Here is a 26,069-nt window from a genome sequence, read left to right as displayed (position 1 = left end):
ATACCCTAAAGAGCGATTTTTTTATCCTTGATCTTTAACCTTTAATGCTCGGATACTGTTCAGTACAGCCAGCACGGTTACCCCAACATCTGAGAATACAGCCTCCCACATCGTGGCAATCCCAAATGCGCCGAGTATAAGAAATATAGCTTTAACACCTAAAGCGAAAATAATATTTTGCCATACGATCATCCGTGTACGCTTGGCAATTCCGATAGCAACAGGAATCTTCGAAGGTTCATCGGTCATAATTACAATATCTGCCGCTTCAATCGCAGCATCGGAGCCCAGTCCGCCCATTGCGATCCCAACATCTGCTCTAGCTAGTACTGGGGTATCGTTAATTCCATCACCGACAAAAATAATTTTCTCGCGATGTGACTTTTCACGATCTAGCTTCTCGATGGCCTCTACCTTATGCTGCGGCAAAAGCTCCGCGTGAACCTCATCTACACCTAACTGCTTCCCAACATCTTCAGCTACAGATGAAGCATCGCCAGTTAACATCACTGTTTTACGGATGCCAAGCTTCTTGAGGCTCTGAATAGCCTGCTGTGAGTCCTCCTTCACTTCATCAGCAATCACCAGATAACCCCCATACTGATGATCCACCGCGATGTGAACAACTGTACCGCTTTGCGCTGGCACCTCATAAGCTATGCCCTCTCGCTCCATTAGACGTGCGTTACCTGCAAGTACGGTCTTGCCTTCAATCGAAACCTCGATTCCATGACCGGAGATTTCGTTGTAATTCGAGATCGCTTCCTTAGAAATCTGTTCTCCATAAGCCGCCCTAATCGATTCGGCAATCGGATGGTTCGAATGGCTCTCCGCATAAGCAGCTGTCTGCAGCAATTCATCCTTGGACTTGCCACCTGACGGATAAATTCCTGTAACCTTAAATTGCCCCTTAGTCAACGTTCCGGTCTTATCGAAGACAACTACCTTCACATCATTCAACGCTTCAAGATAGTTGCTTCCTTTAATCAGAATACCACTGCGTGAAGCTGCTCCAATCCCTCCGAAGAAACCAAGTGGAATCGAGACCACAAGCGCACATGGACAGGAGATTACGAGGAATACAAGCGCCCGGTAAATCCAATCTGAGAAGGTTGCCCCGCTAATCACTAGCGGAGGAACGACAGCTAGCAGCACAGCTGTGATCACTACTATAGGTGTGTAAGCCCGTGCAAACTTAGTAATAAAGTTCTCTGTTTTGGCTTTGTTGCTTGAAGCATTCTGTACCAACTCCAGAATTTTGGATACGGCTGATTCACCAAAGGTCTGTGTAACTTGCATCGTAATAACGCCGTTCCGATTAATAAATCCACTTAATACTGTGCTTCCCGGTCCAGCCGAACGCGGTACAGACTCCCCGGTAAGTGCTGATGTATCCATCATGGCGCTTCCCTCAAGGATCGTTCCGTCCAGAGGTACCTTCTCACCCGGTTTCACAACAATCATATCACCGATCGCTACTTCCTCAGGAGAGACTCGTTTTAGATCATTTCCAAGCTTAAGGTAAGCAAATTCGGGACGGATATCCATAAGTGCCGTGATAGATCGACGTGAACGGTTTACTGCTAGACCTTGGAACAACTCTCCGATTTGGTAAAAGAGCATAACCGCTACGCCCTCTGGATACTCACCAATCGCAAAAGCACCGATGGTTGCAAGAGCCATCAAGAAATTCTCATCAAATACCTGACCCCGGATAATGTTCTTAACCGCCTGCCAGACAACTTCACTACCCACAATGAGATAGGCTGCTAAGAAAATCAGCAGTTCTACTACACCCTCCACCGGTAAGAATATTCCGGCAAGCGCGAGTATCCCACCGCCACCTAACCGCAGTATAATCTTACGCGTATCGCCTTCCCCATGCTCGTGGCTGTGGCCATGGCTGTGACCATCCGCATCATCATGCTTATGTCCGTCTGCAGCCTGATGATCGTGTTCATGGCCATGTTTGTGATCCTCTCCATGCGTATGACTACTGTTATTCTGCAGCTTGCGACTGCCCTGAGTCTTCTCTCTTACATTTACATGGGGCTCAAGTGCCTTCACCGTTTTCTTTGCTTCTACAATCGCCGATTCCTCATAACCTGCGGCGGTTTCCATCGTCATTGTCTTCGTAACAAAATTAACGGAACAAGACGATACGCCCTCAATTTTCTTCACTTTATCTTCGATTTTCCTTGCGCAATTGGCGCAATCTAAGCCTTCTAATTCCCACTGACGTTTTACTTTTCCTTGCATCGTATCCATACGGCACATCTCCTCAAATAAAAACCATATATGAGCACTTGTTCATATGTTTTCTTATTGCTATTATATTCCCTTTATTTTTGAAGGTCAATACGTCATATACACCATTTTTCTCCGCTCTCATAAAAATTAAATAAATTGATCTTTTCGTGAAAATATGGTAAATCATGTATGATCGCACCCGAGATGAATTGGCAACTAAATTACACAGAAGGAAGGATGAATGTAGACCATGTCAAAGCTAGCCAAGACGTCTTCTTTTTCACAGAAACACCCTATTTGGACCGTTGTTATTATTGAGGTGCTGTTACTTCTAGCTGTATCTGCCGCCGGGACTTACGCTACAATTAAAGAGCTTTCGTATACCGCCCCTGTACTGATCTCCTTTATTCCAATCGCGCTTGTACTGATCATCTACTTCACGGTTAAGAACAAATGGAGTGATCTTGGCTTCCGTCCTCTGAATACCATTTCCTCTGGGAAGTGGATCTATTACGCACCTCTAGCTGTCGTCCTGATCACCATATCCTTTAAAGGTTTTCGTGAGATCAGTACGTCTGAGGTGTTGTTCTTTATCTTCTTCACCCTGCTTGTAGCCTTTGTGGAAGAAAGTATTTACCGCGGATTGATTTTCAAGACTTTACTCACTAAGGGCGCTAAAACGGCTGTGATTACTTCAAGCATACTCTTCTCTATTACCCACTTGCTTAATGCTTTATCCGGTACAGACATGACGCAAATCATCCTACAGCTCGTATATTCTCTTCTGATCGGTTTTGTGCTTTCTTTATTGATGCTGAAAAATAATAATATTCTACCGCTGATATTGTTTCATTTTGTACATAATCTGATTCAGTTTGTTGGAAATGATAATACAAGCGAATATATGGGGATCGATCTATTCATCCTTCTCGTACTCGCTGTGCATTGTCTCTGGCTGGCTCTATCCTTTAGAAAACCAACCCTATCGAGCAACCTAAATCAATCTAGTTAACGCAAAAGAGCGGTTCTCCAACAATCGGAGAACCGCTCTTTTTTTGAAAAGTACAGCTATTCATGACGGACATGTTCATGCGTCTGCAGAAAAATCTGCTCTACATGCGCATCGTTGAGCGAATAGAATACCGTCTTTCCTTCTTTACGACGCTTCACAATTCGTAAATTCCGTAAATAACGGAGCTGATGGGATATCGCAGATTGTCCCATATCAAGGATCACGGACAAATCGTGTACACATAATTCTTTCTGGGACAAAGCGTAAATGAGCCGCACTCGTGTGGGATCACCCAACGCTTTGAACATCTCTGCCATTTTATCCGTTATTTCTCGGTCAGGCAGAATCAATGCAATGGATTCCGGTTCAAGCTCCGAACCCTTGCATGTGTTATCGCAATCTTCTAATGCCGTTGGCTCCATGCTATCGCCTCCTCCACCAGCTAGTCAGCTTTGCTGATTGTTTTCCTCAATTATATGAAAACCAGCTCTGGATGTCCATGGAGAAGGCGTTTATAAGAATCGTACTAAATCAGACCGCTTTACGATAAAAGGAGAATAGTCCTGCCGCAAAAAACACAATAAAACTACCGCCCACTACCATCATCAGCGTTTCGAACGGTAAATTAAAAGCCCCAAACGTGTCATCACCATACGGCATCATAGCCAACATCGGTTGTACCCAAGGATAATAGGGGCCATAGGTTGAAGAATTGGCGATCAGCATATTAGGAATGGTCAGACTCACATTCAGCGCCAGCGGTGCGCCAAAACTGCTCCAGCCTTGAGAGATAGCCAGCTGCAGTGCAGCGAGTGGCAGACAGGCAATAAAGCCGCCAAATACCGAGCTAAGCAGCAGCGACCAAGGGATCGAATCCGGAATATTTCGGAAAAAACCCATTCCCAGCACCATCACCAGGAACGTTAGTTGAACCGCAGCCAGCAATCCGATAATCATCACATATTTTGAGAGGTACACTGATAACCGAGTCACAGGCAGAGACAGCAACATCTTCCAGCCCCCGTCATGGTGCTCATAACGACAGATCAGCGCTGCGAAAATACCCGAGAGCACAGGTAGAAATAGCAAGGCATGCATCATGGACATCACATTTAATAGTAGTTCCCAACTCATCTTCTCCCCTTGATTATCTGCCAATGCCCCGGGAAGTAATGCTAAAATCGGACTGCCTATAACTAAAAGCCAGACATATGATTTAGACATTTTTAATCGTTCTGCCGACAACACTCTCCAAAATGAATTCATCGTTAATCCACATCCTTTCGTGCGAAGTGCAGTGCACCCGGCAAAAGAATCAGCAGCCCCAGCAGCAACCCTGCGCCGCTAAATAAGAGACGATGCGAAGATTCCCAAGCCATGTATGGCCATGTTAAAGGAACCCACTCCGAAAGTAACATGGAGAAGATAGACACCAGAGATAAGGTTATTCCAAGAGCAACTGGCAATGTCTGATTACGGTTAGCCAGAGAAAGCCACAGCTGCAAAGCGATAACCGGCAACGCTGCAATATAGGACATAAAGCCAATTCGTAACACATCCAAATACGGAATCAGTTCGACCTTGAAGCCCAAAACAAGCCCTAAACCAACTGTACCCACCGAGAGCAGCAAACAAGAAACCGCCACTAGCACCAAACATAACACCAGCTTAGCCATAAATACTGAAGTACGTGAGATAGGTAGTGCCAAGAGCTGCTTCCACGAGCTCATCTGATGTTCTACATTTGCAATCAACGAGCACACTAAGGTCCCTCCAAGAAAAAGAGCAATGGGCACAAATGCAGCTACATTGTTCAGAAGCCCACCCCATAAATCCGCACTATACTGCTCGCGAAGATAATCATAACGAAGGCCGAAGTTCAAGCCTTGCATGGCTACAAGTCCAAGCGGTCCAAGAAACACTAGAAACCAGAGTCCCTTGCCACGGATTTTGAGCCAATCCGCCGACAGTGCCCGCCACATCATGATTCCTCTCCTCCTACAACCTGCAGGAAGAAGTCCTCAAGTGATTGTCTCCGCTCCTCTACACGATAAATAGCATGCCCATTCTCTACCAACGCTTTGACTAGCAAGGCAACTCTTGCATCGATCATCCGGGAGAAAACTAGCTTTTGGTCTTGAAGTATCCCTGTGTACCCCCGTTCTTCAGCAAGACGCAGCGCGGCCTCCGGGTCCGAGACTGCTAACCGCATTTCTCCCCCGGCTTGCCGCTGCAGATTCGTTATACTATCTTGGTACACCATTTGCCCTTGACGAATAATCCCTACGGTATCCGCCATTTGCTCAATTTCACTAAGCAAGTGACTGGATACTACGACGGTAATCCCTTGTTCCTGCGGCAATCGTTTAATCAGTCCGCGAATTTCCTGAATCCCTGATGGGTCAAGTCCGTTCGTCGGCTCATCCAGAATAAGCAGCTCCGGTTCCCCGAGCAAGGCAGCAGCAATACCTAGTCTCTGCTTCATCCCAAGGGAGAACCCTTTAACTGGACGCTTCTCTTCCCCTGTTAAGGAAACAATATCTAGCACCTCAGCAATCCGTGACTTCGGAGCACCAAGGATACGCCGGATGGCTTCAAGATTATCCACAGCGCTTAAGTGCCCGTAATAGGATGGAGACTCGACAAGCGACCCTACCTTCCGCAAAATTTGCAGTTTATGCTTGCGAAGATCCTGGCCGAAGACTTCAATCCTTCCTGATGTTGGAGTGATCAGTCCAAGCAGCATACGAATTGTTGTTGTTTTCCCTGCCCCGTTCGGGCCAAGAAAGCCATAGATCTCTCCCTTGCGGATGTTCAAATTTAAATTTTCCACCGCAGCCCGGCCACGGTATTTTTTTAATAAATCTTTCGTTTCAATCACTGTTTCTTTCATGTTCCTCACCTCGGTAATTAGCATAACGTCCCAAGGTTAAGAACAAGGCGGCACGAAGTTTAAGTTTTGTTTAAATTTCATCCCGTGGATTGAAGATTACAATAGAGGTGCCATCTCCTGTACTCTCCATATCCCACTCTAACTCCATATGCTTCATTAACAGATCCACGATGGACAGCCCTAATCCTGCCCCTTTGTAATCGGATGGACTCTGGATACCTCTGCCGTGATCCGTAATCAAAATAACACGTTGCCCATTACGGGACTCCGTAGAAATCCCTACATAAAGACCACTGCTGGCATGACGTACAATATTCTGAAACAGATTATCAAGAATACGGCGGAACCAGACCTCATCCACCATCCAGAACAGCGGATCAGCCTCCAGGTCAATATCGATCTCGAAGTTCTCTTTTTCCCATACGGGGTACCAAGCAGCAGCACTTTCCCGCAACAAGCGCAAGACATCTTTACGCTCCTTCTTCAAAGTGATCCGTCCGCTGTTGAGGAGATTGTAGGATAAAAGATTCTCGATTAAGACGCTAAGATCTGCTATTCGCTTATCCATTAGCTCTAAGGACTGTTGTCCTTGCGGGGTTAAGCTCTCTTTAGTCATTACATGGATGTGGCTGCGAATAACCGTTAGTGGTGTACGCAAATCATGAGATAGGTTAGATACTAGACGCTTACGAAGCTCTTCCTCTTCGATTTCCCTCTTTCGACTTTCGTCAAGCTTCGCCACCATCGTGTTAAAAGCTTCCTCCAGTCTGCCAATCTCATCCAGCTTGCCCGTCATAATAGACTTAGGCATTCTATCCGGCCCCGTAATCGTCATCGCGGTTTGCAGCTGTAGTAGCCGTTTGCGTATTTTTCTAAAGAACAGCAAAGAAACCAGTGCGAACCCTCCAAAAAGTACAAAGAGCACAAAGTAATACAAAGCCCAAGCCCCGACTCCCCCATAAGCCCCTTTGTTGAGCAGCTTGTTTGGAATTTGCATTACCATAAACCCTTTACCCGCATCCACTCGGTCTCCCATAAAGGCGACGATGGCTAAAGGATCACGCTTTGTACTTTCTTTCATAAAAAAAATAGCCTCAGCCGCAGTCCACTGCTCCGGAACTTCGCTGCCATGGTCCGGATTGCCTTCATCAGGTGTGAGAATCAACTGGGTCATTCCCTGCCCATCTACCCAAAACATAGTAGCCTCAGTATATTTCCGGCTCAGTTCATGTAGCCGCTCATTTATGCCTTCCGAAGAAGTATCTTCCAATTGAAGCGCCTCTTTATGCCACATGGTCTCCAGCGCTTCAACACTCGAATACAGAGTGGTGTCTACAGGTGGAGCCCCTTTAGTCACTTCATTAACCATATTGTAGAGAACAAAAGATAACGGCAGGACCACAGGGATAAAAAGCAGTGCAGAAACGATAATAAGCAAATATCCCGATAGCAAAGAAGAGCTACGCTGCTTGCGAATACGCCCTAACCCCCTCATGCTCTTACCCGATATCCGATCCCCCGGACAGTTTCTATAATTTCCGGATTGCCTGGATCAAGTTCTAACTTTTCGCGCAAATATCGTATATGTACCATCAAAGTTTTATCCCCTTCGAGATAGGCTTCTCCCCAGACGGCTTCATAAATCTGCTCCTTTGTCATAATCTGGCCGAGATGACGCAGCAAATAAGAAAAAATCTGAAATTGCTTACCCGTAAGCATGACTTCTTCCTGTGTCTGAGCATTTATTACTCGGTTATCCCCTTCATATACGACTAGGTGTTTAAGCGTGAGCGAATCCTGAACAGATGCCCCATTCCGCCTGAGCAGCACTTCAATTCTGGCAGCCAATTCATCCGGATGAAAAGGCTTCGTCAAATAATCATCGGCGAATTCAAGCCCCTGCAGTTTATCATCAATAGAGGTTCGCGCAGAGAGCATCAAGATCGGAATCTTAGGGTACGCCCGCTTCAATCGTTGTCCGACAGTAAAGCCATCCAGGCCCGGAAGCATTACATCCAGAATGGCCAATTGACAAGGCGCCGCTTCCTCCGTCGCTCCCTCCCCGCTCCGCAGCCAACGCACACTATAACCACGCTCACTTAAATCCGCAGACACGACGCTGCCGATTTCATGATCATCTTCAATATATAACAGAGTAACGGTCATGTATTTTAAGTCCTCCCCTGAGAAATTACGTAAAAAGTTGAAGTCATTATAACATGTTTTAACAGGTCACTCAGGGACTTATCTTTTAAAAAAGCCCTCCTAAACCCGTGGGGGATAGGAAGGCTTTCGGAATCGATTTTAAATTGGTTTAGGGAGTCCACACGCCGTGCTCTTTATCACTGCCAACATACTCAATACGCGTTGGAGTAAGTTCAAGAATAACATAATTAGGGTCATCAGGCCCTGTAAACCATGGCTCCAGCTCTTTGTTCCACACCTTTGTGCGCAGCCCTTCATCCTTAGAAACGGTAGCGGTGGCTTCAATCTCCAGCACGTCTTTGCTTCCGCCTGACTCATATCCAAGCAGCAAAAAAGCATTCGGATTATTCGATAATTCCTCCACCTTATGAGTTTTGCGATTCGTAGCTAAATAAATCTTCAAACCCTCATGGAAAATGGCCATGTAACGTACTTTCGGCTTATTTCCTTCTTCGATCGTACCAAAGGAACCGAAATTGTTGTCATCCAATGCTCTAATAATGAGTTGCTCCAGTTGTTTGTTATCCATTACGTAAATCTCTCCCTTCAAGCATGTAAACAAAAGTTTATATATCCAAGCTCACCGTTTGGATTTATCATAACAATGGTGCTTATTATAATGTACCCTTCAGGTTCACATTGAATCCGACCTTACTCCATAAACTACTTTCAATATAAGGGGCTTACTTCGTGAAAAAACTGATCTGGATCGGCTGTCTTTCCTACTTTGTCATTGGCCTTGCTCATGTAGTGCTGGGATCTATTCTTCCCGTTCTGCTACAGCATTATGATCAAAATTATAGTGCCGGCGGGCAATTAATCTTTAGTCAATTTGCTGGTTTTCTGGCTGGTGTGCTTGTCTCTCCCCTACTCAATCGCCGTTTTGGGAAACGAGGAGGCATCATTATCGCCACCGCTCTTCTCCTGACTGCTGAGATTGCGTACGCTTTTCTACCACCTTGGGAGTGGATGTATGTCATTGCTGTTGCGGCTGGCTTTGGTTTCGGTATGATCGAAGCCGTCATCGGCACCATCATTATCGGAGCTGTGACAGAAGGAACCGCGATCGCGATGAGCCGACTTGAAGTCCTATTTGGGATAGGAGCACTTGTTATGCCTCTTATCGCCAGTCCGCTCATTGCTACCGGAGCATGGAGATTGGCATTCCTAATTGTCGCTGGCTTCTCATTACTTTCCCTCATTCTCTGGGGAAGAGGCCATTTTGGGAATCTGCAGCGTATACTGGACGAGCGAGCACCTCGCAAAGTCTCAGCATCCGCACATTCCTCGCAGTCCAGCACACAGCTTCCGTATAAAGGGAAACAATGGATTCTGCTGGGCATCTTCATCCTTTTCTTCTTTCTCTATGTAGGTACGGAGATGAGTCTGGTCAACTTTATGCCCGCCATCTTTATCGCCAAGCTAGGGATGACAGAATCTGCGGCGGCGCTGACAGTCACTTTCTTTTGGCTAGCTATGTCTACGGGAAGATTGTTTGCTGGAGTGATTGCAGAGAAAATTTCTTACCGTGTATACATTTTAAGTAGCTGTTTAATGACCTTGTTACTGCTGGCTCTTTTTCCGTTCACAGATAATCGATTAGCTGCATTCATCGTAATTATGCTACTTGGGCTATTTATGTCCGGTATTTTCTCCATAGCTCTAGTCTTCTCCAGCAAGATGCTGCCAGGAGCCGAAGAATCAACACCCAGCATAATGATCGCTGCTGGAGGTGTCGGTGGAGCTCTGCTGCCCCTATTTATGGGCTGGTCTATGGACCATCTAAAAGCGGCACAAACTGCTGGGTTACTTGCCGGTTTTGCCGCCTTCTTGTTCTTGCTGAGCATTGCCGCATGGAGATTCCAATCCAGACAAGCAGTGCAAAGAAAGAGTTCCAGTATTTAGAATGTTAAAATGGTATCAACCTAATCCTTTTAGGGTAATGTCATCTATAAGCATATTCTGAGCACAAGGATGGACGATGAATGGATAAGCTTTCAACTGAGCCTTTATTACATACTGCGCTTATGCAGTTTATTTTTCCCTTTTCAATAAAAAAGGGCGATTCTAAGAAGCTTATCCAACAATTGCAGGATGATGGCTTCACACGTTTTTTTCTGGATAATAAAGAGTTAGAAAATGCCTATTACGGAGAAGATCACTGTGTTTCCCATGAACGGATGGAGCGCACCTATTTACCGTTTGCTGCACACATTCTTTTTCCACGCAAGAAGGATGTAGACTCTTTCCGCCGCTTTTCCAGAGTCAATAATCTGGACTGTATTCTAGAGATTCCTCAGCAGTCTATATTTTTTAAAATTCTCTCAACAGATATATTCATATGTCCTTTTCAGCTTGGATTTGTGACGATACGTGTCCAGCTTGAGGGAGATTCGATTCCCTTTAGTATTGCACTGGAATTCGCGGACCGCTTCCGGACGCTTGAGAATACCTTCGTACAGGATGACTACACCTATATCCATTGCGGAGAACAGACCTATGAGATGGTAGAGGATTTTGTCTTCCGAAATCTGGTGGATGGACTGGAGCCTTTTCTGGATCACTCGGATATTAATGGGGCTTATTTCGAGACCCTTCCCTTTTTCGTAGATGAAAGAATGCAGGTGCAAGCCTTTTATGGCTTTCAGAGTGAAGGGGATTCTGATGAAATTAGTATAAATATACGCTATCGCGCCTCTCAGCTTGATGGAATTAATCTGAACGGGAAGCCCTATGCCAGTGCCAGCGATCCAGCGTATATTGCGAACTACTGTCATGAGCATTCCTATAATCGATGGGGCCCAGACTCGTATTATATGATGAATGAGCAGACCTTTTGCTGTCTGACCCGAGCTGAACCAAAGATCGCCGTTAGCCTCGCCAACCAGATGTACGGGCAATATTATTACGGATTTCTACTCAATATTTTCCACAAAATTGTTCTGCTAAAGCTGGCAAATATGCATTCCCGACTACGCATAAACCACGATTATGATGAGATCGATAATTTAATCTACTCGATTAATAAATTCTCGGCAAAGTTCTATTTCTTAGAGCTGATTTCACAGTCGCAAGGACGGGAGATTTTTCTTCAGCTGCGTAAAGTATACGGGAACGACGCTCTGTTCGAGGAAGTAAAAGAAACCTTGACTGACCTGTTTCAGTATCAAGATAAGTTCCAATCGAAGCGCCGGGATAATCTGCTGATGATCCTCACTGTATTTACGGTGGTAAGTGGGATTTATGGCATGAATCAAGTCATTGACGATCTGGATGGAAAGATTCAATGGAGTAAGATGATTAGCTATTCCCCCTTTGAGTTTCTTGCTCTTTTCGTGATTATGAGCGGGATAATGATCAGTGTTGTCCTTACGCTAGGTGCTCTGGTTACTGAGCTTAAGCGGCGTCATCGCAAGAAACATAAGGATCTGGATTAATGAAAACGGACGGAGAGATTTGAAAAATTTAGGAGCGTGCTACTAGACATTCCGAGAACAGCCGTCTATAATACACCGTATGCAAGCATAAACGCCTTCAGCGTCCTTATAAAGACGATTAGCGTTTAAGCGAGAAATACCCGTTAACTTCATAGAACCAGGGGTGCTGGAATTGGCCGGCTGAGATTGTATCCCACAAGATACTGACCCTTATACCTGATCTGGATAATGCCAGCGTAGGAATCGCCAATTGGTTTTGGTCCCTGTGACCTTTACTAACCTTGCGCCAAGCCAGCGTCCCGATCACTCGGGGCGCTTTTTTTGTGTAGATCACAAAAGATGTAGAAGAAATGTACATACTACACTTTATGGTTCATGTTGGATGACGGGATCTGGCAACCTTAAAGGAGAGAAGAAGACATGCAACTCAAAAAAGCACTTATGCTTAGCCTCACCTGTATGCTCATTCTTGCGATTGCCGGATGCGGCAGCAACAATGGGAATACAGCCGGAAACAAAGGAAATGCTGCGGATTCGAATGCAGCGACCGGATCAAATGCTCCAAAAGAGCTTACCAAAGTTAAGGTTGCACTGGATTGGACACCGAATACTAACCACACCGGTCTATACGTAGCCAAGGATCTTGGTTATTACGCGGAAGAAGGTCTGGATGTAGAAATCGTTCAACCTGGCGCAGCGGGTTCTGATACGATGGTTACCTCTGGCGAAGCTGCTTTTGGAATCAGCGCACAAGAAGGATTGACTCTAGCTCGTCTACAAGGCGTTCCCCTTGTCTCGATTGCAGCCATTATTCAGCATAATACTTCGGGATTCGCCGCTCCAGTAGACCGCAATATTAAATCACCAAAAGATTTTGAGGGTAAAACTTACGGAGGTTGGGGCTCTCCCGCTGAGGAAGCAGCCATGAAGGCGATCATGGACCCTGTTGGTGGCGATGTGAAAAAGGTGAAGCTAATCAGTATTGGTGAAGCTGACTATTTTACCGCAGTCAAACGTGACATTGATTTCGCTTGGATCTTCTACGCTTGGACCGGTATTGAAGCCGAACTGCGTGGTGAGCCTCTGGATATGCTCTACTTGAAGGATTATGCGCCTCAGCTCGATTATTACACCCCTGTGCTGACCACGAGTGAGAAGCAGATTTCTGAGAATCCAGATTTGGTGAAGGCTTTCCTGAAAGCCACATCGAAGGGTTATCAATATGCGATTGATCATCCAGAAGAGGCTGCCGCTACATTATCCAAGGCTGTGCCTGACCTTGATGCCGAGCTTGTCCTAGCTAGCCAAAAATGGCTTAGCCCGAAATATAAGGACGACGCCCCACGCTGGGGAGAGCAAAAAACCGAGGTCTGGCAGAATTACGGCGACTGGATGTATGATTTGAAGCTGCTGGACAAACCGCTGGATGCAGCTAGTGCATTCACGAATGATTTTTTACCGGCGGAGTAGACCGGACTTCCCAAGTTCGTTCAAGATTCGACGCCGAATCTGCTTCCTGAATTACTTCGTTATCAAAGTTGGCTTTTTGAACTTACCTATTTCAATGAGAGTTCAAAAAGTCAGCTTTCAGAACCAAGAAGGTTGAACGTTACTTGAGGAAGGAGGAACGGAGCGTAGTGATTTGCTACGTGAGTACCGGACTTCCCAAGTTCGTTCAAGATTCGACGCCGAATCTGCTTCCTGAATTACTTCGTTATCAAAGTTGGCTTTTTGAACTTACCTATACAATTTGAGAGGATTGATTATTGTGGCTAACACATTATTAAGCATTCAAGTAATTCCTAAGACTCCAAACAATGAGGACTCCATCCCATACGTAGATAAAGCGATTGAAGTTATTCAAAAATCCGGCGTTAAACATCAGGTGAATCCACTGGAAACTACTATGGAAGGTGAACTGAGCGAGCTCCTGGAGGTTGTACGTCAAATGCAGGAGGCGCTGATCGAAGCAGGTAGTCCAAGCGTGATCTCCCAAATCAAAATCGCTCATAACCCTAACGGAATCAGCATGGATAAATTGACGGAGAAATATCGGCCGTGAGATCGACCTGGAAGCTAATATGGCCGCCCCTTGTGGCGGTCGTCTTCTTTTTAACCGTATGGCAGTTATCTGTTTCTCTATTCCATATCGAATCCTGGATTCTGCCGAGTCCTGCTGATATTGCTCGCGAATCCACCAGTAATGCCTCAGGTCTCTGGGCTCATACGATGGCTACACTCCGACTCACATTAATCGGTTTTCCTATTGGTACAGGTGTAGGCTTGATCGTCGCTCTACTTTTGCATCTTTTACCTTGGGCTAGACGGGCTTTTTATCCACTCATTATTCTGAGTCAAAATGTTCCCTCTATCGCACTCGGACCACTGCTTATCATCTGGTTTGGCTTCGGTCTTTTGCCCAAAATCGTGCTGATTACACTGGTATGCTTCTTCCCGGTAGCTGTCGCTGCAATGGGCGGCTTGTCTCAAAGTGATCAGGTCATGATGAATTATATGAAAATGGCTGGCGCAAGCAAGTGGCAAGTCTTCACCAAGCTGGAGCTTCCGTCTTCTATCCCGGCACTATTTTCCGGCGTGAAAATATCTGCTACTTATGCGGTTATGGGAGCCGTGGTCGCTGAGTGGATTGGCGCGGATAAAGGGATTGGCTATTATATGCTGCTGCAAAAATCGGCTTACCGTACGGATCGGATGTTTGTCGCTATTGTTATTATTGTGCTCCTTAGTCTTGTGCTTTTTGCGATTATCGCCTTGCTCGAAAAATGGTTAGTTCGCTGGAAACCGCGCCGTAACTCATAGAAAGGAAGATGCCTGTATGTCTCAAGCGACGCAAATAGAGCAAAGAACAACTGAAAACACAAGCTCTCCTGAAGCTCATACTGCACCACCTGCTCTTGAAGTAAGCGGCATCTCCAAGTCCTTCACCCATCGTCGCCGCGAGACGAACGTGCTTAACAACGTCTCTCTTAAGGTAGAGCAGCAAGAGTTCGTTTCGATCGTCGGTCCTTCCGGCTGCGGAAAAAGCACCTTATTCCATATGATCGGCGGACTAGTGAAGCCCGATGCAGGAACGATCCGCATGAACGGCAGAGCCGTTACGGGTCAACGTGGTGAAATCAGTTATATGCCGCAGCAGCCTGCGCTTTTTCCTTGGCGAACGATTGAAGATAATGTACTTCTAGCCGGGGAAATTAAAGGCGCTCTGCAGGATGGAGCTCGTGAAGAAGCGCGCCAGTGGCTCGCCAAGGTTGGCTTGAATGGATTCGAACAGGCTTATCCGCATATGCTGTCTGGTGGGATGCAGCAGCGTGCTGCTTTTCTCAGAGCATTGCTGGCTCCGCAGGAGTTGATGCTGCTCGATGAACCTTTCAGCGCATTGGATGCACTAACTCGCAGTGAAATGCAGCGCTGGCTGCTGGAGCTGTGGGAGGAGAATCGCCGCTCCGTGCTATTCATTACCCATAACATCGAAGAAGCGTTGCTGCTCTCGAATCGTATTTATGTATTCTCGGGTCGCCCCGGCTCCATTCTACATACTGTTGATGTGCCATTTCCACGGCCACGCCGCGATGAGATTACGGATTCCCCGGAATTCCTTAAACTCAAACGCCAGCTGTCACAGTGGATGCGAGAAGAACAAGCTAAAAGCGAGAAGTAGCTTTTTGAATAGAGGTCACTCCACTCACTTTAAACGAGAGATTAAACAAAGAACCGCCCGGGCTTCAATTAGCCCAAGCGGTTCTTTTGTTTTAACCAGAATAGCAGTTAAATCTTATTGTGCTTGTACAAACTCAGCAGATTTAATCCCTGCTTGACGGCCGAAAATAATGATTTCAGCTACAGAGTTACCACCAATCCGGTTTTGACCGTGCAATCCACCTGTAACTTCACCAGCCGCATACAGGCCAGGAATAGCAGCGCCGTCTTTATTTAATACTTCTGTGTTCGTATTGATCTTCACGCCGCCCATGGTGTAATGAATCCCTGGGGCGATCTTAATAGCGTAGTAAGGACCCGCGGACAAATCGTTGTCCATCCCTGTTGTTCTGCCGAATTCAGCATCGTTCTTGTTCTTTACCGCGCTGTTCCAAGTATCAAGTGTCGCTTTTAGCTTATCGGCTGAAACACCGATTTCTTTCGCCAATGCTTCGATGGTATCCGCTTGGATCACGAAGCCCATTTTGTCATATTGTTCAATTGCTTTCACGCGTGATTTGACACCGGAATCAAAGACAAGCGTAGCCGCTTTTTCAGGAAGTGCATTGATCGCTTCGGTAACTTTATCACGTGTAGTCAATTCGTTTACGAACCGTGTGCCTTCGCTATTTACGAGGATAGAACCTTCGCCGCGTACAGCTTCCCCGATCAGATAAGATTTTTCTTGTTGAACTGTTGGGTGAACCTGGATTTGATCCATATCAACGGTCGTTCCGCCAAGTGCCTCAATCATCTTGATTCCGTCGCCGGTACTGCCGATTTGGTTAGTCGTTACGTATCCTTCCAGATCAGGTCTAACTTTTGATATCATATCCATGTTGGATCCAAAACCACCTGTTGTTACAACAACTGCCTTCGCTGTAATGGTTTTTTCATCAGCTTGGTTAAAGAGTACTTTGACACCGTTAGCCTTACCGTCTTTTTGAGTAATTTCTTTAACATCCGCGTTCACAAACAGTGGAATTTCTTTTTCTTGTACGTTTCTAACCAATCCTTTGACAAGGTATTGGCCTACCGCAGAGCCGTCTTCTGGACGGTGGGTGCGTTTTTCGCTCATGCCGCCTGTGATCGTAATATTGTTCAGCTTGATTCCGATCGAATCCAACCAATCGATTGCACTTGCGGAATTGTCAACGAAGAAACGAAGCATCTCTTTATCGTTCGTGTCATGGCCGCCCTTTAGTGTCTCTTCATAAAACTTATCATTGCTATCTTCAATGCTTTGCTCTTTTTGAAATTTCGTTTGGGAAGCGTTCATTCCTGAGGAGGATTTACTTGTATTCCCACCTGCAACCGGCATTTTTTCTAAAATAACAGGGTTCAAGCCTTTGGCCTTAGCTTCCAGTGCAGCAGACATTCCTGCACCACCAGCACCAACAATAACGATATCATAATTATCTTTTAATTGATCCAGTGGTGTGTAACTAGCTTCTGATGCACCTGATACGGCTTCAGCTTTATCATTTTTGGCCGTCTCATTTACCTTACTTTTGTTCTCGTTGCCATTACTATTACCTGCGCTGTTGCTATTACTGTTACCGCAGCCTGCGATTACGAGCATGACAGAGAGAATGAGAATGAGAGCAGTACTTGTTGTCTTCTTCATCTTTATAACGCCCCTTTGTGAATGTTTTCACATTAATGATAACGCAAAGATGCTGTTTTGGGAAGTTTTTTATGTAATTAGTTATGGTTACTGTTACATTTCCATGAATATTTTCATTTAAATTTTCATAAAAATTCTTACTTTCAATATTTCCTCAGCTTACTACTCAAAAAAAGCCACCCTTTCCAGGGCGGCCATCTGCCTTATTTCCTAATCCTTTTTCCATAGAGGGTGTGCAGGCTTAACTATCTGAAATTCTAAAGCAACCCGTAATTTGAGCGCTACTAGATCACTTATGGTATATAAGCTATAACTTCAATTTCTACGAGCCCATCCTTAGGCAGACATGCTACTTCAACAGCGCTGCGAGCAGGGTATGGCTGAGCAAAAAACCTTCCGTAAATCTCATTCACCTTAAGAAAATCATTCATATCCTTTAGGAAAACGGTCGTCTTTATTACCTGATCCATGCTTGTACCCGCCGCTTCCAGTATGGCTTTGACATTCAGCAACGACCGTTCCGTCTGTTCCTCAACCGTAGCAGGAAAAGTCCCCTTAACCGGGTCTAGTCCGAGTTGTCCTGAAGTATATAGGACATTCCCAAGCTTTACAGCTTGAGAGTAGGGTCCAATTGCACCTGGTGCATCCGTTGTTATTACAGTTTCTTTATGCATATTTGTCATTTTAAAAGACTCCTTTATCCAGCTTGTTCATTAGTGTTACCGTCATATTCCTTTAGCATTTCTGCCTGTTGCTCTGGCGTTAACTTTGCGATACCGAATCCCGTGAAGCCCCATATCGTCGCAAAGATTATTCCTGTCCAACAGAGAACAGCCCAAGGTAAATAATCTAGCGTTGCAACACCCAGCGTACCCGCCATATAAGCACCTGCAGCTGTCCAAGGCAGAATAGGCTCGGTAATCGCCGCTGAATCCTCGATGGTACGTCCCAAGTTCTTCGGATGCAAGCCCCGACGGATATATGCTTCACGCAGCATTTCACCTGGCATTAAGATGGATACCTGACCATTACTTGTAACTCCGATCATCGTAAGACCTGTAACAATTGTTGCTACGATCATTGAACCTGTGGAATGGACGAACTTCAAAAGCTTATTAACAATCAATTCCAAGGACTTCGTCAGAGATATGGTTCCAGCGAACGTGATTGCACAGAAGCAAATGAGAAGTGTACCCATCATGGAGTTCATTCCGCCACGATTTAGAAGACGGGGTACATCTTCAATAACGTTGGCAGAATCAAACCCAGCTACTTGAACCATAGAAATATTAAATCCATTAACAACAGAAGATACGACATCATTCAAAGTAAATCCCTGGAATACAAGTGCGTTAGCCATAGCGAACATAGAAGAAATCAGCATGACCGGTATTGTCGGTTTCTTCGTGATTGAACCATACAAGATGATTAATACGGGTACTATAAGCAGCAGATTAAAGTCATAAATGGTATTCAACGATCCCATAATTGTTCCAACCTTCTCCGGAACAATAGCACCTGCGGCATCTGTGTTTAGGCCTGTGATAATAAAAACAACGCTTGCGACAATAAAGGAAGGAATTGTGGTATACAATAAATGTCCAATATGCTCATATAGATTGACACCTGTTGCTAACGCCTCAATATTCGTTGTGTCTGAAAGCGGTGACAATTTATCACCAAAATAAGCACCTGCAACTACAGCACCAGCCACTGCTGCCAGGTTTGAATCCATACCCGCGCCAACACCCATAAAAGCAACCCCGATCGTTCCCGCTGACCCCCAAGATGTGCCCGTACAAAGCGAAACGGCAGCTGTCGCAATAAATGCGGTAATAAGCAGAAATTGTGGACTAATAATTTTCAATCCATAGTAAATCATCATCGGAATCGTTCCACCAACCATCCATGCCCCAATCATAAAACCAACCATGATCAGAATAAGAATGGCGGGCATCGTTTTCGCGATCTTACCAGCGATAGATTCTAGTATGTCGTTATAGCTATAACCAAGAATAATCGCGATAATACCAGCAACAACCGCTGAGGTAATAATAAGTGGTTCTGGTGGTAATTCAAACAACACATACCCTAAACTAAGTAACACAATCATCGTAATAATCGGCAATAGCGCTAAGAACATCGTCGGCTGTTTCTTGACTCTTGGTGTTTCTGATTTGGACATGATTATTCTCCCCCTTGATACGGATCTGAGAAAGGCTACTAACGGTCTTTCAAGGTCATTGATAAAGAGTTTTTTATTATGAATTTTTTAATGGATAGGCTCGATACAGCCGATGAAAAGCTTCTTGTAACATGGGCAATGGCGTTGCAATATTTAAGCGAATAAAGCCTTCTCCTGATGCCCCAAAACCTGTTCCAAAGCTCACACTAACCTTAGCATCGGACTCAATCCACTGCTTTAGCTCTGCTTCGTTGGTGCTAATTGTCCTACAATCCACCCATAATAGATAAGTTCCTTCTGACTCGATCACGCGAAGCTCAGGCATATATTCAGCTATATAAGCTTTCACCCAATCGATATTGGCCGTGATATACCCTCGTAATTCTTCCAGCCATTCATCGCATTCCGTATAAGCCACTTCTAATGCAGGTACTGCAAAAAAGGTTGGGTTATGACAGCCTGCTTGCTGTAAGCAATGTCTGAATTTCTCACGCAGCTGATCATTCGGAATCACGATGTTAGCAATTTCAAGGCTTGCAAGATTGAAGGTCTTCCCTGGGGAAGTACAGATAAAGGATCGCTGCTCTGCCTCAGTCGATATCTTTCCGATTATCGTATGCTTATGGCCTTCATGGATAAAATCGGCATGAATATCATCCGATACAATATAAGCATCATACTTTGTACACAAGCTAACGATTCGTTCTAGTTCAGCTCGTGTCCATACTCGTCCAACCGGATTATGCGGTGAGATGAGCAGTACAATTTTAACCCCTGCTTGCATCCGCAACTCCATATCAGCAAAATCGATCTCATAACGCCCGTTCACTTCACGAAGTGGACTTTCCACTAATACGCGGTTATTTAGTTCTACCGATTTAGCAACCGGCTGATAGGCTGGAGTATGGATTAACACTTGATCACCTGGTTGAGTGAAGTTCTGAATGATCAGAGAAACCGCTTGCACAATACGAGGGCAAAACACGATCCATTCTTGCGGAACCTCCCAATCGTAAGCTTTTTTAATCCATCCCTGAACTGCCTCATAATAAGGTGGAAAAAGATCGGTATATCCATATATGCCATGCTTCGCCATCTCCGTTACTCGCTCAATCACCTGTGGAGGGGCTTGAAGATCCATATCCGCGACGGAAAGCGCTATCATTTCTCTGCCCAAAACTTGCGCCATACCATCCCATTTAGCGCAATTGGTCCCATATCGGCTAACAACCTTATCAAAGTCAATTGTCATCTAGCCCACTTCCTCTCTTGAGAGTTCTGTTTATTCTCACTTGATTTTTTGCAAATAACGATAAACTGTTGGCTCAGATATCATCAAGGTCTTAGCGACTTGAGAAACTCCACCTTTAAGTAGAAACACGCCCTGCTCGTTAAGTACTTTCACAAGTTCAATCTTCTCTTTCGAGGACAATCGCTCTGCCGGGACATTAATTTTACCGAGCACCGAATCAATCATGTGCTGGAGCAGGTCATCTACGTTTCCTTGTAAATACTCTTCCGTCTGCTTCTCTACAACCTCTTGTTGTGGTATTAACGGTACTGGTGGAAGTGTTGATCCTCCTTGCAAAATGTTTTGTATCCACTCAGCTGCAACCTCCATATGCGTGACATCAATGTTAATACACATCATACCGACCAATTCGCTGCTGCTGTTTTTAATATAATAAGTAGCGGAGCGAAATACCTGACCTTGCGAACCACGCGCTTTATAGTTAGCAATAAACGGTTGCTCACGGTAGGACTCATCTTTCAACAGCTTAAGCACGAGATCTGTTGAACTATCGCCTACTTTACGCCCACTAATGTATCCGTTCTCAATAAAAATAATTGAACGCTCTGGATTGCTTATATCATGAATAACAACCTCACATTTTGAACCTATAATTGAAGCAATAAAAGAAGCGATTGGAAAATAGGACTCCAGGCAGCTGCGATCTTCTAACATGTGAGCATCTCACTCCTTTTGTTTTACGTCTTTTCTATTTTGATAATAATTTATTATCTTGATAAGATTTTATTACAACATTCTTAAAAAAGCAATCAGTAATATATTGGAATTGTTCCAGCCAATATTCTCTCTTAAATACTTAGGGCATATTTCCTGTAAAGCGATAACAAAAAAAGTCTTTCACTATTTCTACAAATTGCAGAAATAGTGAAAGACGATATTTACTGCTGTATCTTATTTCCTAATCATAGCTCGATACACGAATTTAGGAAGAACTGCTTGCCTGCGCCAGCGCGACTTTTGTCCTTTGGCCACAGGTGCGAATAAGAGTCGATGCAGCCACTCCAAATTGAATTTCTTCCATATCGCAGGGGCTGGAGTCACTTTTCCCGCTATAACATCCAAGCTTCCCCCCACGCCAAACACAACCTTAACCTGAGAAAGCGCCTGTTTATGCTTATAAACCCACTTGTCAGAGTATGGAGCCCCCATCGCGACAATCAGGAAATCTGGCTGTGCGTGCTGAATCTCTGCCACAATGGCCGGTTCCTCTTCTTTAGCAAGAAAACCATTATGTCTTCCGGCAATTTTCACATTCGGATATCGCTCTGTAATCTTTTCGACCGCTTTACAGCTGGTATGCTCATCCGTGCCTAAGAAATAAAAGCTCCAGCCCAGCTTATTCCCTTGTGCGAGCAGCTCAAGAAGTAGTTCATACCCCGTAACTCGTTCAGCTATAGGGTCACCTTTTCTTCTCGATGCCAGCACAATGCCAATCCCATCAGGAGTAATCAAATCTGCCTCATGGAGTATGGTTCGAAGCAGCTCATCCGATTGGCTTGTTATCGTAATTTCCGGGTTCGCCGTAATCAAATGAAATAGCTTCGGTTCTCCGGATTGAATATGTTTTGTTAGATGAAGTGTTGTCTCGTTTAGTGTTAGTTTTGAAAAAGGAACGCCTAATATAGAGACTGTCCCAGCCATTTAATCACCTCTTACTGAAAAGTTCATTCCAGTATACCTTACCGTAATCAAGAAGGATAGTCAGCGTCATTACTCTGTTTATTCCTCCAAAAACTTCCACCACTCTATTAACCAAGGTTCATCGATCCCTCGCAGGCGGAATTCCTCCAAAAGTATCTTTCGAAATTGTTTTTCCATTTCGACAAAATTATTGTCCTCCTGGTGCATGGGAGCAAAGGATTCATCCTCTCTAAGATAACTCCAAAAATCGCCTGCACACTCCAAAATCTTTCGACCTACGACCGTTTGCTGCGCTACGGGAACAAGCCATTTGTCATAGGGATACGGATAACCTTCAATAGTGATTGCACAGCGTAAAGCCTCTTTATAAAGGGAAACCGCTAAGAACAAGATTGGAAAGGCGTCGCCACGAACTACAGGATTATCTAGACTTCTGGCATAGCTTCTTAGCTGTATGTATGAATTCTTACGAAATTTCATTAGTACTTCAGATTGGAGTGGAACATAGGAATGAAAAAGTGACTTCAGATCCAGCTGATCGTAGTAAATATAGGACACCGATGCATTCCACAGCCATTCCATATCCCCGCTCATTAAAGCTTCTTTGATATCAGATATTTTATGGAGTGTATAATGCCCTGTCTTCCCACTCGGAAGCCTTAAATCCATAAAAAAACTACTGTGCTCCGGAATTAGCCCCGCTTCCTCGAACCGATGATTAATACTGTTGTAAGACTCATCCTCACAAATAATGATTATATCTACATCCGACTGCCCATCTACCACCCCGAGTGCGGTCGATCCATCTAGGATAATGCTTACCCTCTGACGATCTTCTTGCAATAACGGATGATTTAGGATCTCTTGCGTAATGAACTTTCCAATCTCCTCTAGTAATTCGCGATGAAGTAGCAACTTATCAGGTGTTAGTAAAATATCCGACAATACTGATTTCATCATCGTATCCATCAGCCTCCAATCGATCTCAATCCTCTTGTAAATATAGCGCTTACATTTAATCTGAAATGTGGATTTGGGAATATCATTCTATACTCTAGAGATACATCTTGCAACGATATATAGTACCCTTTTGCCCTTGCCCAAATATAATGAATCATCTAGTCATTTGAAGAGGGGGTTATATCATGGCGTTACCCACCATCATAACCACAGTTCCTACATCCGTACCTGTCGGAGATATTGAGGTAAATCCCATCACTAATCGGGTATACTTCGTAAATCCTAACACCACAGCCGGAACTGTTGGTGTATTAAGCACCCTGACCAATCGGATCATTGCAACCATACAAGTAGGTAGATTTCCGCTCAAGCTTGCCATCAACCCAAGAACAAACCGTGTGTACGTCACCAACTTCCGTGATGGAACGGTATCTGTAATTAGCGGACGGACAAACCGTGTAATCAAGACCCTCCAAGTGGGCAGGAACCCTGATAGTGTTAACGTTAATGTTCGAACGAACCTGATTTATGTGTCGAGTGCCTCTGGCATCGTAACCGTCATCGATGGCAGATCGAACTGCATTCGGACTACTATCCAGATCGGCGGCCGCCCTTCCGCTATCGTCATTAATAAACGTACCAATCGCATTTATGTAACGAATACGATAAACAATTCCGTATCTGTCATTAACGGTAGTACACAAACTGTAATAGCAACCATCAAGGTTGGCAACAACCCAGTAATCACACCTGCGCTAAATCCGATTACGAACCGTATTTATGTAGCGAACAACTTAAGCCGCTTTCTTTCCGTGATCAATGGCCGCACCAACAAGCTCCTCAAGAATGTACAGCTTGGACGGTTACAAAGCGAGGTCATCCTTAATCCGCTTACAAACCGTGTTTACGTGTCCAGTGCTCAACAGGTTAAACAAGGGAAGCTTTTTGTGCTTAATGGAAATACCAATAAAGTGATTGCAACTAGAGTGTTATCTTCCTCCTCCAGCACATTCATCAACCCGATTACAAATCATTTATTTGTCAGTAATTTCAATAAGAACAGAATGTCCGTGTATAACGCCAGTACGTTTAAAAAAATCGCGGTATTCCCCTCCGTAACAGGCGTAAACATCGCACTTAATCCACTAACGAACAGGTTATATGTCGCGAACGACAATTCCATCACAGTCATTCAGGATGGTCCAAGATTAACACATCATTATAAGTAATCTTTACTTTCTTATATTTGCAAAAAAAGGCGCTTCACCTATAAGGTGAGCGCCTTTTTGAATATAGACTAATGCGTTGTAACCTGCTTAGCAGCTACTTTCTTTGCAGTCACTTTCTCTTCTGCCGTTTCCTTAGGCTGTACACCTCTTTTAATAAAGAAGGCTAGAATAAATGCAATAATCGCTACGCCTACAGATACTAAGAATGCATCATTAATTCCTTCAATAGTAGCTTTCGCAATGACTTGATTTTGTATACCAAGCAATTGGTCTGCCGAAGGTTTAGTCGTTAATTTACTTACAGCATCAGCGACCATATCTTTCACATGTGAAGTGGTACTGTTAGACATAATGGTTACGAGCAGTGCCCCACCTATTGCCCCTGATACTTGCTGAATCGTACTGTTCATAGCTGTACCATGCGGCGTATATTTGGCTGGGATAGAATTCAAACCATTGGTCATAACTGGCATCATCACCATAGAGATCCCGAACATTCTCACAGAATATAGAATCATGAGTGTCGAATATTTAGTCGTTTCAGTCAGATCACTAAAGAAATACGTACTAATCACTACAATAGCTAGACCGATTAGCGCTAATACCTTACCGCCGAATTTGTCGAACAATTTACCTGTGATTGGTGACATAACACCCATAATTAACGCACCAGGCAACATCAGAAGTCCCGAATCCAGTGGTGAAATCCCTCTAATATTTTGCAGATAAATCGGCATTAGCATCATCGCTGAGAACATTGCCATATTCAGTGTAATCGAAATCGCTGAGGATAAAGCGAACATCGGATATTTGTACACTCTGAAGTTAAGCATAGGCTCCTTCATCTTCATTTGGCGCATAATGAAGATCACTAATCCAATCGCTCCGATAATAAGCGCGGAGTAGACCATTGGATCATCCCATCCTTTGTTCCCAGCAGAACTGAAGCCATATAGGAGACCCCCGAAACCAATCGCTGATAGAACTACAGATAAGAAATCAATCTTAATAGCCACATCTTTTTTAGGATCATGCAATTTGAAGAAGGCCAGAATGAACACCAATACAGCGATTGGGGCAATCATAAAGAATAGTACAGGCCATTCATAGTGCTGAATAATCCATCCAGATAATGTAGGTCCGATAGCTGGTGCAAAAATCATAACCAGCCCGAACATCCCCATAGCTGAACCACGTTTCTCAGGTGGAAAGGTAGTGAACAATACATTCATTAATAATGGCATCATGATCGCAGCCCCTGAAGCCTGAACCATTCTGGCGATCAGCAACACAGGGAAGCTTGGTGCTAATCCGCCGATAAAGGTTCCTATCGCAAATAATCCAATCGCGATTAAGAACAACCGTCTCGCGGTATACTTTTGAATCAAAAAAGCTGTTGAAGGAATCATGATCCCGTTCACCAGCATATAGCCCGTTGATAGCCACTGTACCGTTGAGGCACTGACATTAAAATCCTTCATAATCGATGGTAAAGCTATATTGAGTAGGGTATTACTCAGTAAAGCAACAAATGCACCAATCATGAGGATTGCCAATATCCCGTAAGATGCTTTACTTTCTTTTGCTTTCATTTTGGAATC

At 44.6% G+C, this 26,069-nt stretch carries 24 protein-coding genes and 1 riboswitch; of the genes, 8 read left to right on the top strand and 16 right to left on the bottom strand.

The window, feature by feature from the left end; all coding sequences use genetic code 11:
- Positions 1–21 precede the first annotated feature (21 nt).
- Complete coding sequence (locus ACFWMP_RS24735) at positions 22–2,268, bottom strand: heavy metal translocating P-type ATPase (protein WP_379424933.1); 2,247 nt, start codon at positions 2,266–2,268, stop codon at positions 22–24.
- Positions 2,269–2,500: 232 nt separating this feature from the next.
- On the opposite strand from ACFWMP_RS24735, the gene ACFWMP_RS24730 reads away from it, so the two are divergent.
- Positions 2,501–3,262 carry a CPBP family intramembrane glutamic endopeptidase gene (locus ACFWMP_RS24730; protein ID WP_379424932.1) on the top strand — a complete coding sequence of 254 codons (762 nt, stop codon included), beginning with the start codon at positions 2,501–2,503 and terminating at the stop codon, positions 3,260–3,262.
- Between the two features lie 56 nt (positions 3,263–3,318).
- On the opposite strand, the gene ACFWMP_RS24725 is transcribed toward ACFWMP_RS24730, so the two are convergent.
- The 7 genes from ACFWMP_RS24725 to ACFWMP_RS24695 all read right to left on the bottom strand — a co-directional run bounded on the left by ACFWMP_RS24725 (position 3,319) and on the right by ACFWMP_RS24695 (position 8,889).
- The gene (locus ACFWMP_RS24725; RefSeq protein WP_042184384.1) at positions 3,319–3,684 is read right to left on the bottom strand and encodes an ArsR/SmtB family transcription factor; all 366 of its coding nucleotides are present in this window, start codon (positions 3,682–3,684) and stop codon (positions 3,319–3,321) included.
- Positions 3,685–3,793: 109 nt separating this feature from the next.
- Positions 3,794–4,528: an ABC transporter permease gene (locus ACFWMP_RS24720; RefSeq protein ID WP_076285177.1), complete on the bottom strand. Its 735-nt coding sequence runs from the start codon at positions 4,526–4,528 to the stop codon at positions 3,794–3,796.
- Between the two features lie 2 nt (positions 4,529–4,530).
- Positions 4,531–5,247: an ABC transporter permease gene (locus ACFWMP_RS24715; RefSeq protein WP_076285176.1), complete on the bottom strand. Its 717-nt coding sequence runs from the start codon at positions 5,245–5,247 to the stop codon at positions 4,531–4,533.
- On the bottom strand, positions 5,244–6,155 hold the full coding sequence (locus ACFWMP_RS24710; RefSeq protein WP_042184378.1) for an ABC transporter ATP-binding protein: 912 nt from the start codon (positions 6,153–6,155) through the stop codon (positions 5,244–5,246). The genes ACFWMP_RS24715 and ACFWMP_RS24710 overlap by 4 nt, the downstream gene beginning before the upstream one ends.
- A 70-nt stretch (positions 6,156–6,225) precedes the next feature.
- Complete coding sequence (locus tag ACFWMP_RS24705; RefSeq protein ID WP_379424931.1) at positions 6,226–7,650, bottom strand: HAMP domain-containing sensor histidine kinase; 1,425 nt, start codon at positions 7,648–7,650, stop codon at positions 6,226–6,228.
- Complete coding sequence (locus tag ACFWMP_RS24700; RefSeq protein WP_341127033.1) at positions 7,647–8,321, bottom strand: response regulator transcription factor; 675 nt, start codon at positions 8,319–8,321, stop codon at positions 7,647–7,649. The genes ACFWMP_RS24705 and ACFWMP_RS24700 overlap by 4 nt, the downstream gene beginning before the upstream one ends.
- Positions 8,322–8,469: 148 nt before the next feature.
- Positions 8,470–8,889 (bottom strand): pyridoxamine 5'-phosphate oxidase family protein, encoded by a 420-nt coding sequence (locus tag ACFWMP_RS24695; protein ID WP_379424930.1) that lies wholly within the window; start codon positions 8,887–8,889, stop codon positions 8,470–8,472.
- 161 nt (positions 8,890–9,050) lie between these two features.
- On the opposite strand from ACFWMP_RS24695, the gene ACFWMP_RS24690 reads away from it, so the two are divergent.
- The 6 genes from ACFWMP_RS24690 (at position 9,051) to ACFWMP_RS24665 (ending at position 15,476) form a co-directional block, all read left to right on the top strand.
- Complete coding sequence (locus ACFWMP_RS24690) at positions 9,051–10,265, top strand: MFS transporter (protein ID WP_379424929.1); 1,215 nt, start codon at positions 9,051–9,053, stop codon at positions 10,263–10,265.
- Positions 10,266–10,345: 80 nt separating this feature from the next.
- Positions 10,346–11,797, top strand: coding sequence for a hypothetical protein (locus ACFWMP_RS24685; RefSeq protein WP_379424928.1), 1,452 nt, complete (start codon positions 10,346–10,348; stop codon positions 11,795–11,797).
- Positions 11,798–11,946: 149 nt separating this feature from the next.
- A riboswitch (TPP riboswitch) is annotated at positions 11,947–12,057 on the top strand.
- A 160-nt stretch (positions 12,058–12,217) separates the two neighbouring features.
- Positions 12,218–13,267 (top strand): ABC transporter substrate-binding protein, encoded by a 1,050-nt coding sequence (locus ACFWMP_RS24680; RefSeq protein ID WP_042123640.1) that lies wholly within the window; start codon positions 12,218–12,220, stop codon positions 13,265–13,267.
- A 298-nt stretch (positions 13,268–13,565) separates the two neighbouring features.
- Positions 13,566–13,859 (top strand): thiamine-binding protein, encoded by a 294-nt coding sequence (locus tag ACFWMP_RS24675; protein ID WP_036682688.1) that lies wholly within the window; start codon positions 13,566–13,568, stop codon positions 13,857–13,859.
- Positions 13,856–14,617 (top strand): ABC transporter permease, encoded by a 762-nt coding sequence (locus ACFWMP_RS24670; RefSeq protein WP_042184364.1) that lies wholly within the window; start codon positions 13,856–13,858, stop codon positions 14,615–14,617. The genes ACFWMP_RS24675 and ACFWMP_RS24670 overlap by 4 nt, the downstream gene beginning before the upstream one ends.
- 16 nt (positions 14,618–14,633) lie before the next feature.
- Positions 14,634–15,476: an ABC transporter ATP-binding protein gene (locus ACFWMP_RS24665; protein ID WP_379424927.1), complete on the top strand. Its 843-nt coding sequence runs from the start codon at positions 14,634–14,636 to the stop codon at positions 15,474–15,476.
- A gap of 114 nt (positions 15,477–15,590) precedes the next feature.
- Here the strand turns inward: ACFWMP_RS24665 and ACFWMP_RS24660 are convergent, their stop codons facing one another.
- The 7 genes from ACFWMP_RS24660 to ACFWMP_RS24630 all read right to left on the bottom strand — a co-directional run bounded on the left by ACFWMP_RS24660 (position 15,591) and on the right by ACFWMP_RS24630 (position 23,239).
- The gene (locus tag ACFWMP_RS24660) at positions 15,591–17,141 is read right to left on the bottom strand and encodes a flavocytochrome c (protein ID WP_379424926.1); all 1,551 of its coding nucleotides are present in this window, start codon (positions 17,139–17,141) and stop codon (positions 15,591–15,593) included.
- Positions 17,142–17,434: 293 nt separating this feature from the next.
- Positions 17,435–17,824, bottom strand: a complete 390-nt coding sequence (locus ACFWMP_RS24655; RefSeq protein WP_379424925.1) for a RidA family protein — start codon at positions 17,822–17,824, stop codon at positions 17,435–17,437.
- 14 nt (positions 17,825–17,838) lie between these two features.
- Positions 17,839–19,326 carry a Na+/H+ antiporter NhaC gene (gene nhaC / locus ACFWMP_RS24650; protein WP_379424924.1) on the bottom strand — a complete coding sequence of 496 codons (1,488 nt, stop codon included), beginning with the start codon at positions 19,324–19,326 and terminating at the stop codon, positions 17,839–17,841.
- A 76-nt stretch (positions 19,327–19,402) separates the two neighbouring features.
- Positions 19,403–20,578 (bottom strand): MalY/PatB family protein, encoded by a 1,176-nt coding sequence (locus ACFWMP_RS24645; protein ID WP_379424923.1) that lies wholly within the window; start codon positions 20,576–20,578, stop codon positions 19,403–19,405.
- A 36-nt stretch (positions 20,579–20,614) separates the two neighbouring features.
- The gene (locus ACFWMP_RS24640) at positions 20,615–21,292 is read right to left on the bottom strand and encodes a helix-turn-helix transcriptional regulator (protein ID WP_042184354.1); all 678 of its coding nucleotides are present in this window, start codon (positions 21,290–21,292) and stop codon (positions 20,615–20,617) included.
- 237 nt (positions 21,293–21,529) lie between these two features.
- Positions 21,530–22,279, bottom strand: a complete 750-nt coding sequence (locus ACFWMP_RS24635) for a WecB/TagA/CpsF family glycosyltransferase (protein ID WP_379424922.1) — start codon at positions 22,277–22,279, stop codon at positions 21,530–21,532.
- Positions 22,280–22,357: 78 nt separating this feature from the next.
- Positions 22,358–23,239, bottom strand: a complete 882-nt coding sequence (locus tag ACFWMP_RS24630; RefSeq protein ID WP_379424921.1) for a nucleotidyltransferase domain-containing protein — start codon at positions 23,237–23,239, stop codon at positions 22,358–22,360.
- Between the two features lie 185 nt (positions 23,240–23,424).
- Between ACFWMP_RS24630 and ACFWMP_RS24625 the strand changes: the two genes are divergently transcribed.
- Positions 23,425–24,468, top strand: coding sequence for a YncE family protein (locus ACFWMP_RS24625; RefSeq protein WP_052404128.1), 1,044 nt, complete (start codon positions 23,425–23,427; stop codon positions 24,466–24,468).
- A gap of 68 nt (positions 24,469–24,536) precedes the next feature.
- On the opposite strand, the gene ACFWMP_RS24620 is transcribed toward ACFWMP_RS24625, so the two are convergent.
- Positions 24,537–26,060: a DHA2 family efflux MFS transporter permease subunit gene (locus ACFWMP_RS24620; RefSeq protein WP_042184348.1), complete on the bottom strand. Its 1,524-nt coding sequence runs from the start codon at positions 26,058–26,060 to the stop codon at positions 24,537–24,539.
- Positions 26,061–26,069: the final 9 nt, after the last annotated feature.

This window comes from Paenibacillus sp. NPDC058367, from assembly GCF_042723305.1.
Lineage (GTDB): Bacteria > Bacillota > Bacilli > Paenibacillales > Paenibacillaceae > Paenibacillus_AQ.
This window is presented reverse-complemented; position numbering and strand designations above follow the sequence as displayed.

Bases quoted from the DNA above. Each gene is read 5' to 3' on its own strand.
- ACFWMP_RS24735 (WP_379424933.1), bottom strand. From the start codon at position 2,268: ATGGATACGATGCAAGGAAAAGTAAAACGTCAGTGGGAATTAGAAGGC.
- ACFWMP_RS24730 (WP_379424932.1), top strand. From the start codon at position 2,501: ATGTCAAAGCTAGCCAAGACGTCTTCTTTTTCACAGAAACACCCTATT.
- ACFWMP_RS24725 (WP_042184384.1), bottom strand. From the start codon at position 3,684: ATGGAGCCAACGGCATTAGAAGATTGCGATAACACATGCAAGGGTTCG.
- ACFWMP_RS24720 (WP_076285177.1), bottom strand. From the start codon at position 4,528: ATGAATTCATTTTGGAGAGTGTTGTCGGCAGAACGATTAAAAATGTCT.
- ACFWMP_RS24715 (WP_076285176.1), bottom strand. From the start codon at position 5,247: ATGATGTGGCGGGCACTGTCGGCGGATTGGCTCAAAATCCGTGGCAAG.
- ACFWMP_RS24710 (WP_042184378.1), bottom strand. From the start codon at position 6,155: ATGAAAGAAACAGTGATTGAAACGAAAGATTTATTAAAAAAATACCGT.
- ACFWMP_RS24705 (WP_379424931.1), bottom strand. From the start codon at position 7,650: ATGAGGGGGTTAGGGCGTATTCGCAAGCAGCGTAGCTCTTCTTTGCTA.
- ACFWMP_RS24700 (WP_341127033.1), bottom strand. From the start codon at position 8,321: ATGACCGTTACTCTGTTATATATTGAAGATGATCATGAAATCGGCAGC.
- ACFWMP_RS24695 (WP_379424930.1), bottom strand. From the start codon at position 8,889: ATGGATAACAAACAACTGGAGCAACTCATTATTAGAGCATTGGATGAC.
- ACFWMP_RS24685 (WP_379424928.1), top strand. From the start codon at position 10,346: ATGGATAAGCTTTCAACTGAGCCTTTATTACATACTGCGCTTATGCAG.
- ACFWMP_RS24680 (WP_042123640.1), top strand. From the start codon at position 12,218: ATGCAACTCAAAAAAGCACTTATGCTTAGCCTCACCTGTATGCTCATT.
- ACFWMP_RS24665 (WP_379424927.1), top strand. From the start codon at position 14,634: ATGTCTCAAGCGACGCAAATAGAGCAAAGAACAACTGAAAACACAAGC.
- ACFWMP_RS24660 (WP_379424926.1), bottom strand. From the start codon at position 17,141: ATGAAGAAGACAACAAGTACTGCTCTCATTCTCATTCTCTCTGTCATG.
- ACFWMP_RS24655 (WP_379424925.1), bottom strand. From the start codon at position 17,824: ATGACAAATATGCATAAAGAAACTGTAATAACAACGGATGCACCAGGT.
- nhaC (WP_379424924.1), bottom strand. From the start codon at position 19,326: ATGTCCAAATCAGAAACACCAAGAGTCAAGAAACAGCCGACGATGTTC.
- ACFWMP_RS24645 (WP_379424923.1), bottom strand. From the start codon at position 20,578: ATGACAATTGACTTTGATAAGGTTGTTAGCCGATATGGGACCAATTGC.
- ACFWMP_RS24640 (WP_042184354.1), bottom strand. From the start codon at position 21,292: ATGTTAGAAGATCGCAGCTGCCTGGAGTCCTATTTTCCAATCGCTTCT.
- ACFWMP_RS24635 (WP_379424922.1), bottom strand. From the start codon at position 22,279: ATGGCTGGGACAGTCTCTATATTAGGCGTTCCTTTTTCAAAACTAACA.
- ACFWMP_RS24630 (WP_379424921.1), bottom strand. From the start codon at position 23,239: ATGATGAAATCAGTATTGTCGGATATTTTACTAACACCTGATAAGTTG.
- ACFWMP_RS24625 (WP_052404128.1), top strand. From the start codon at position 23,425: ATGGCGTTACCCACCATCATAACCACAGTTCCTACATCCGTACCTGTC.
- ACFWMP_RS24620 (WP_042184348.1), bottom strand. From the start codon at position 26,060: ATGAAAGCAAAAGAAAGTAAAGCATCTTACGGGATATTGGCAATCCTC.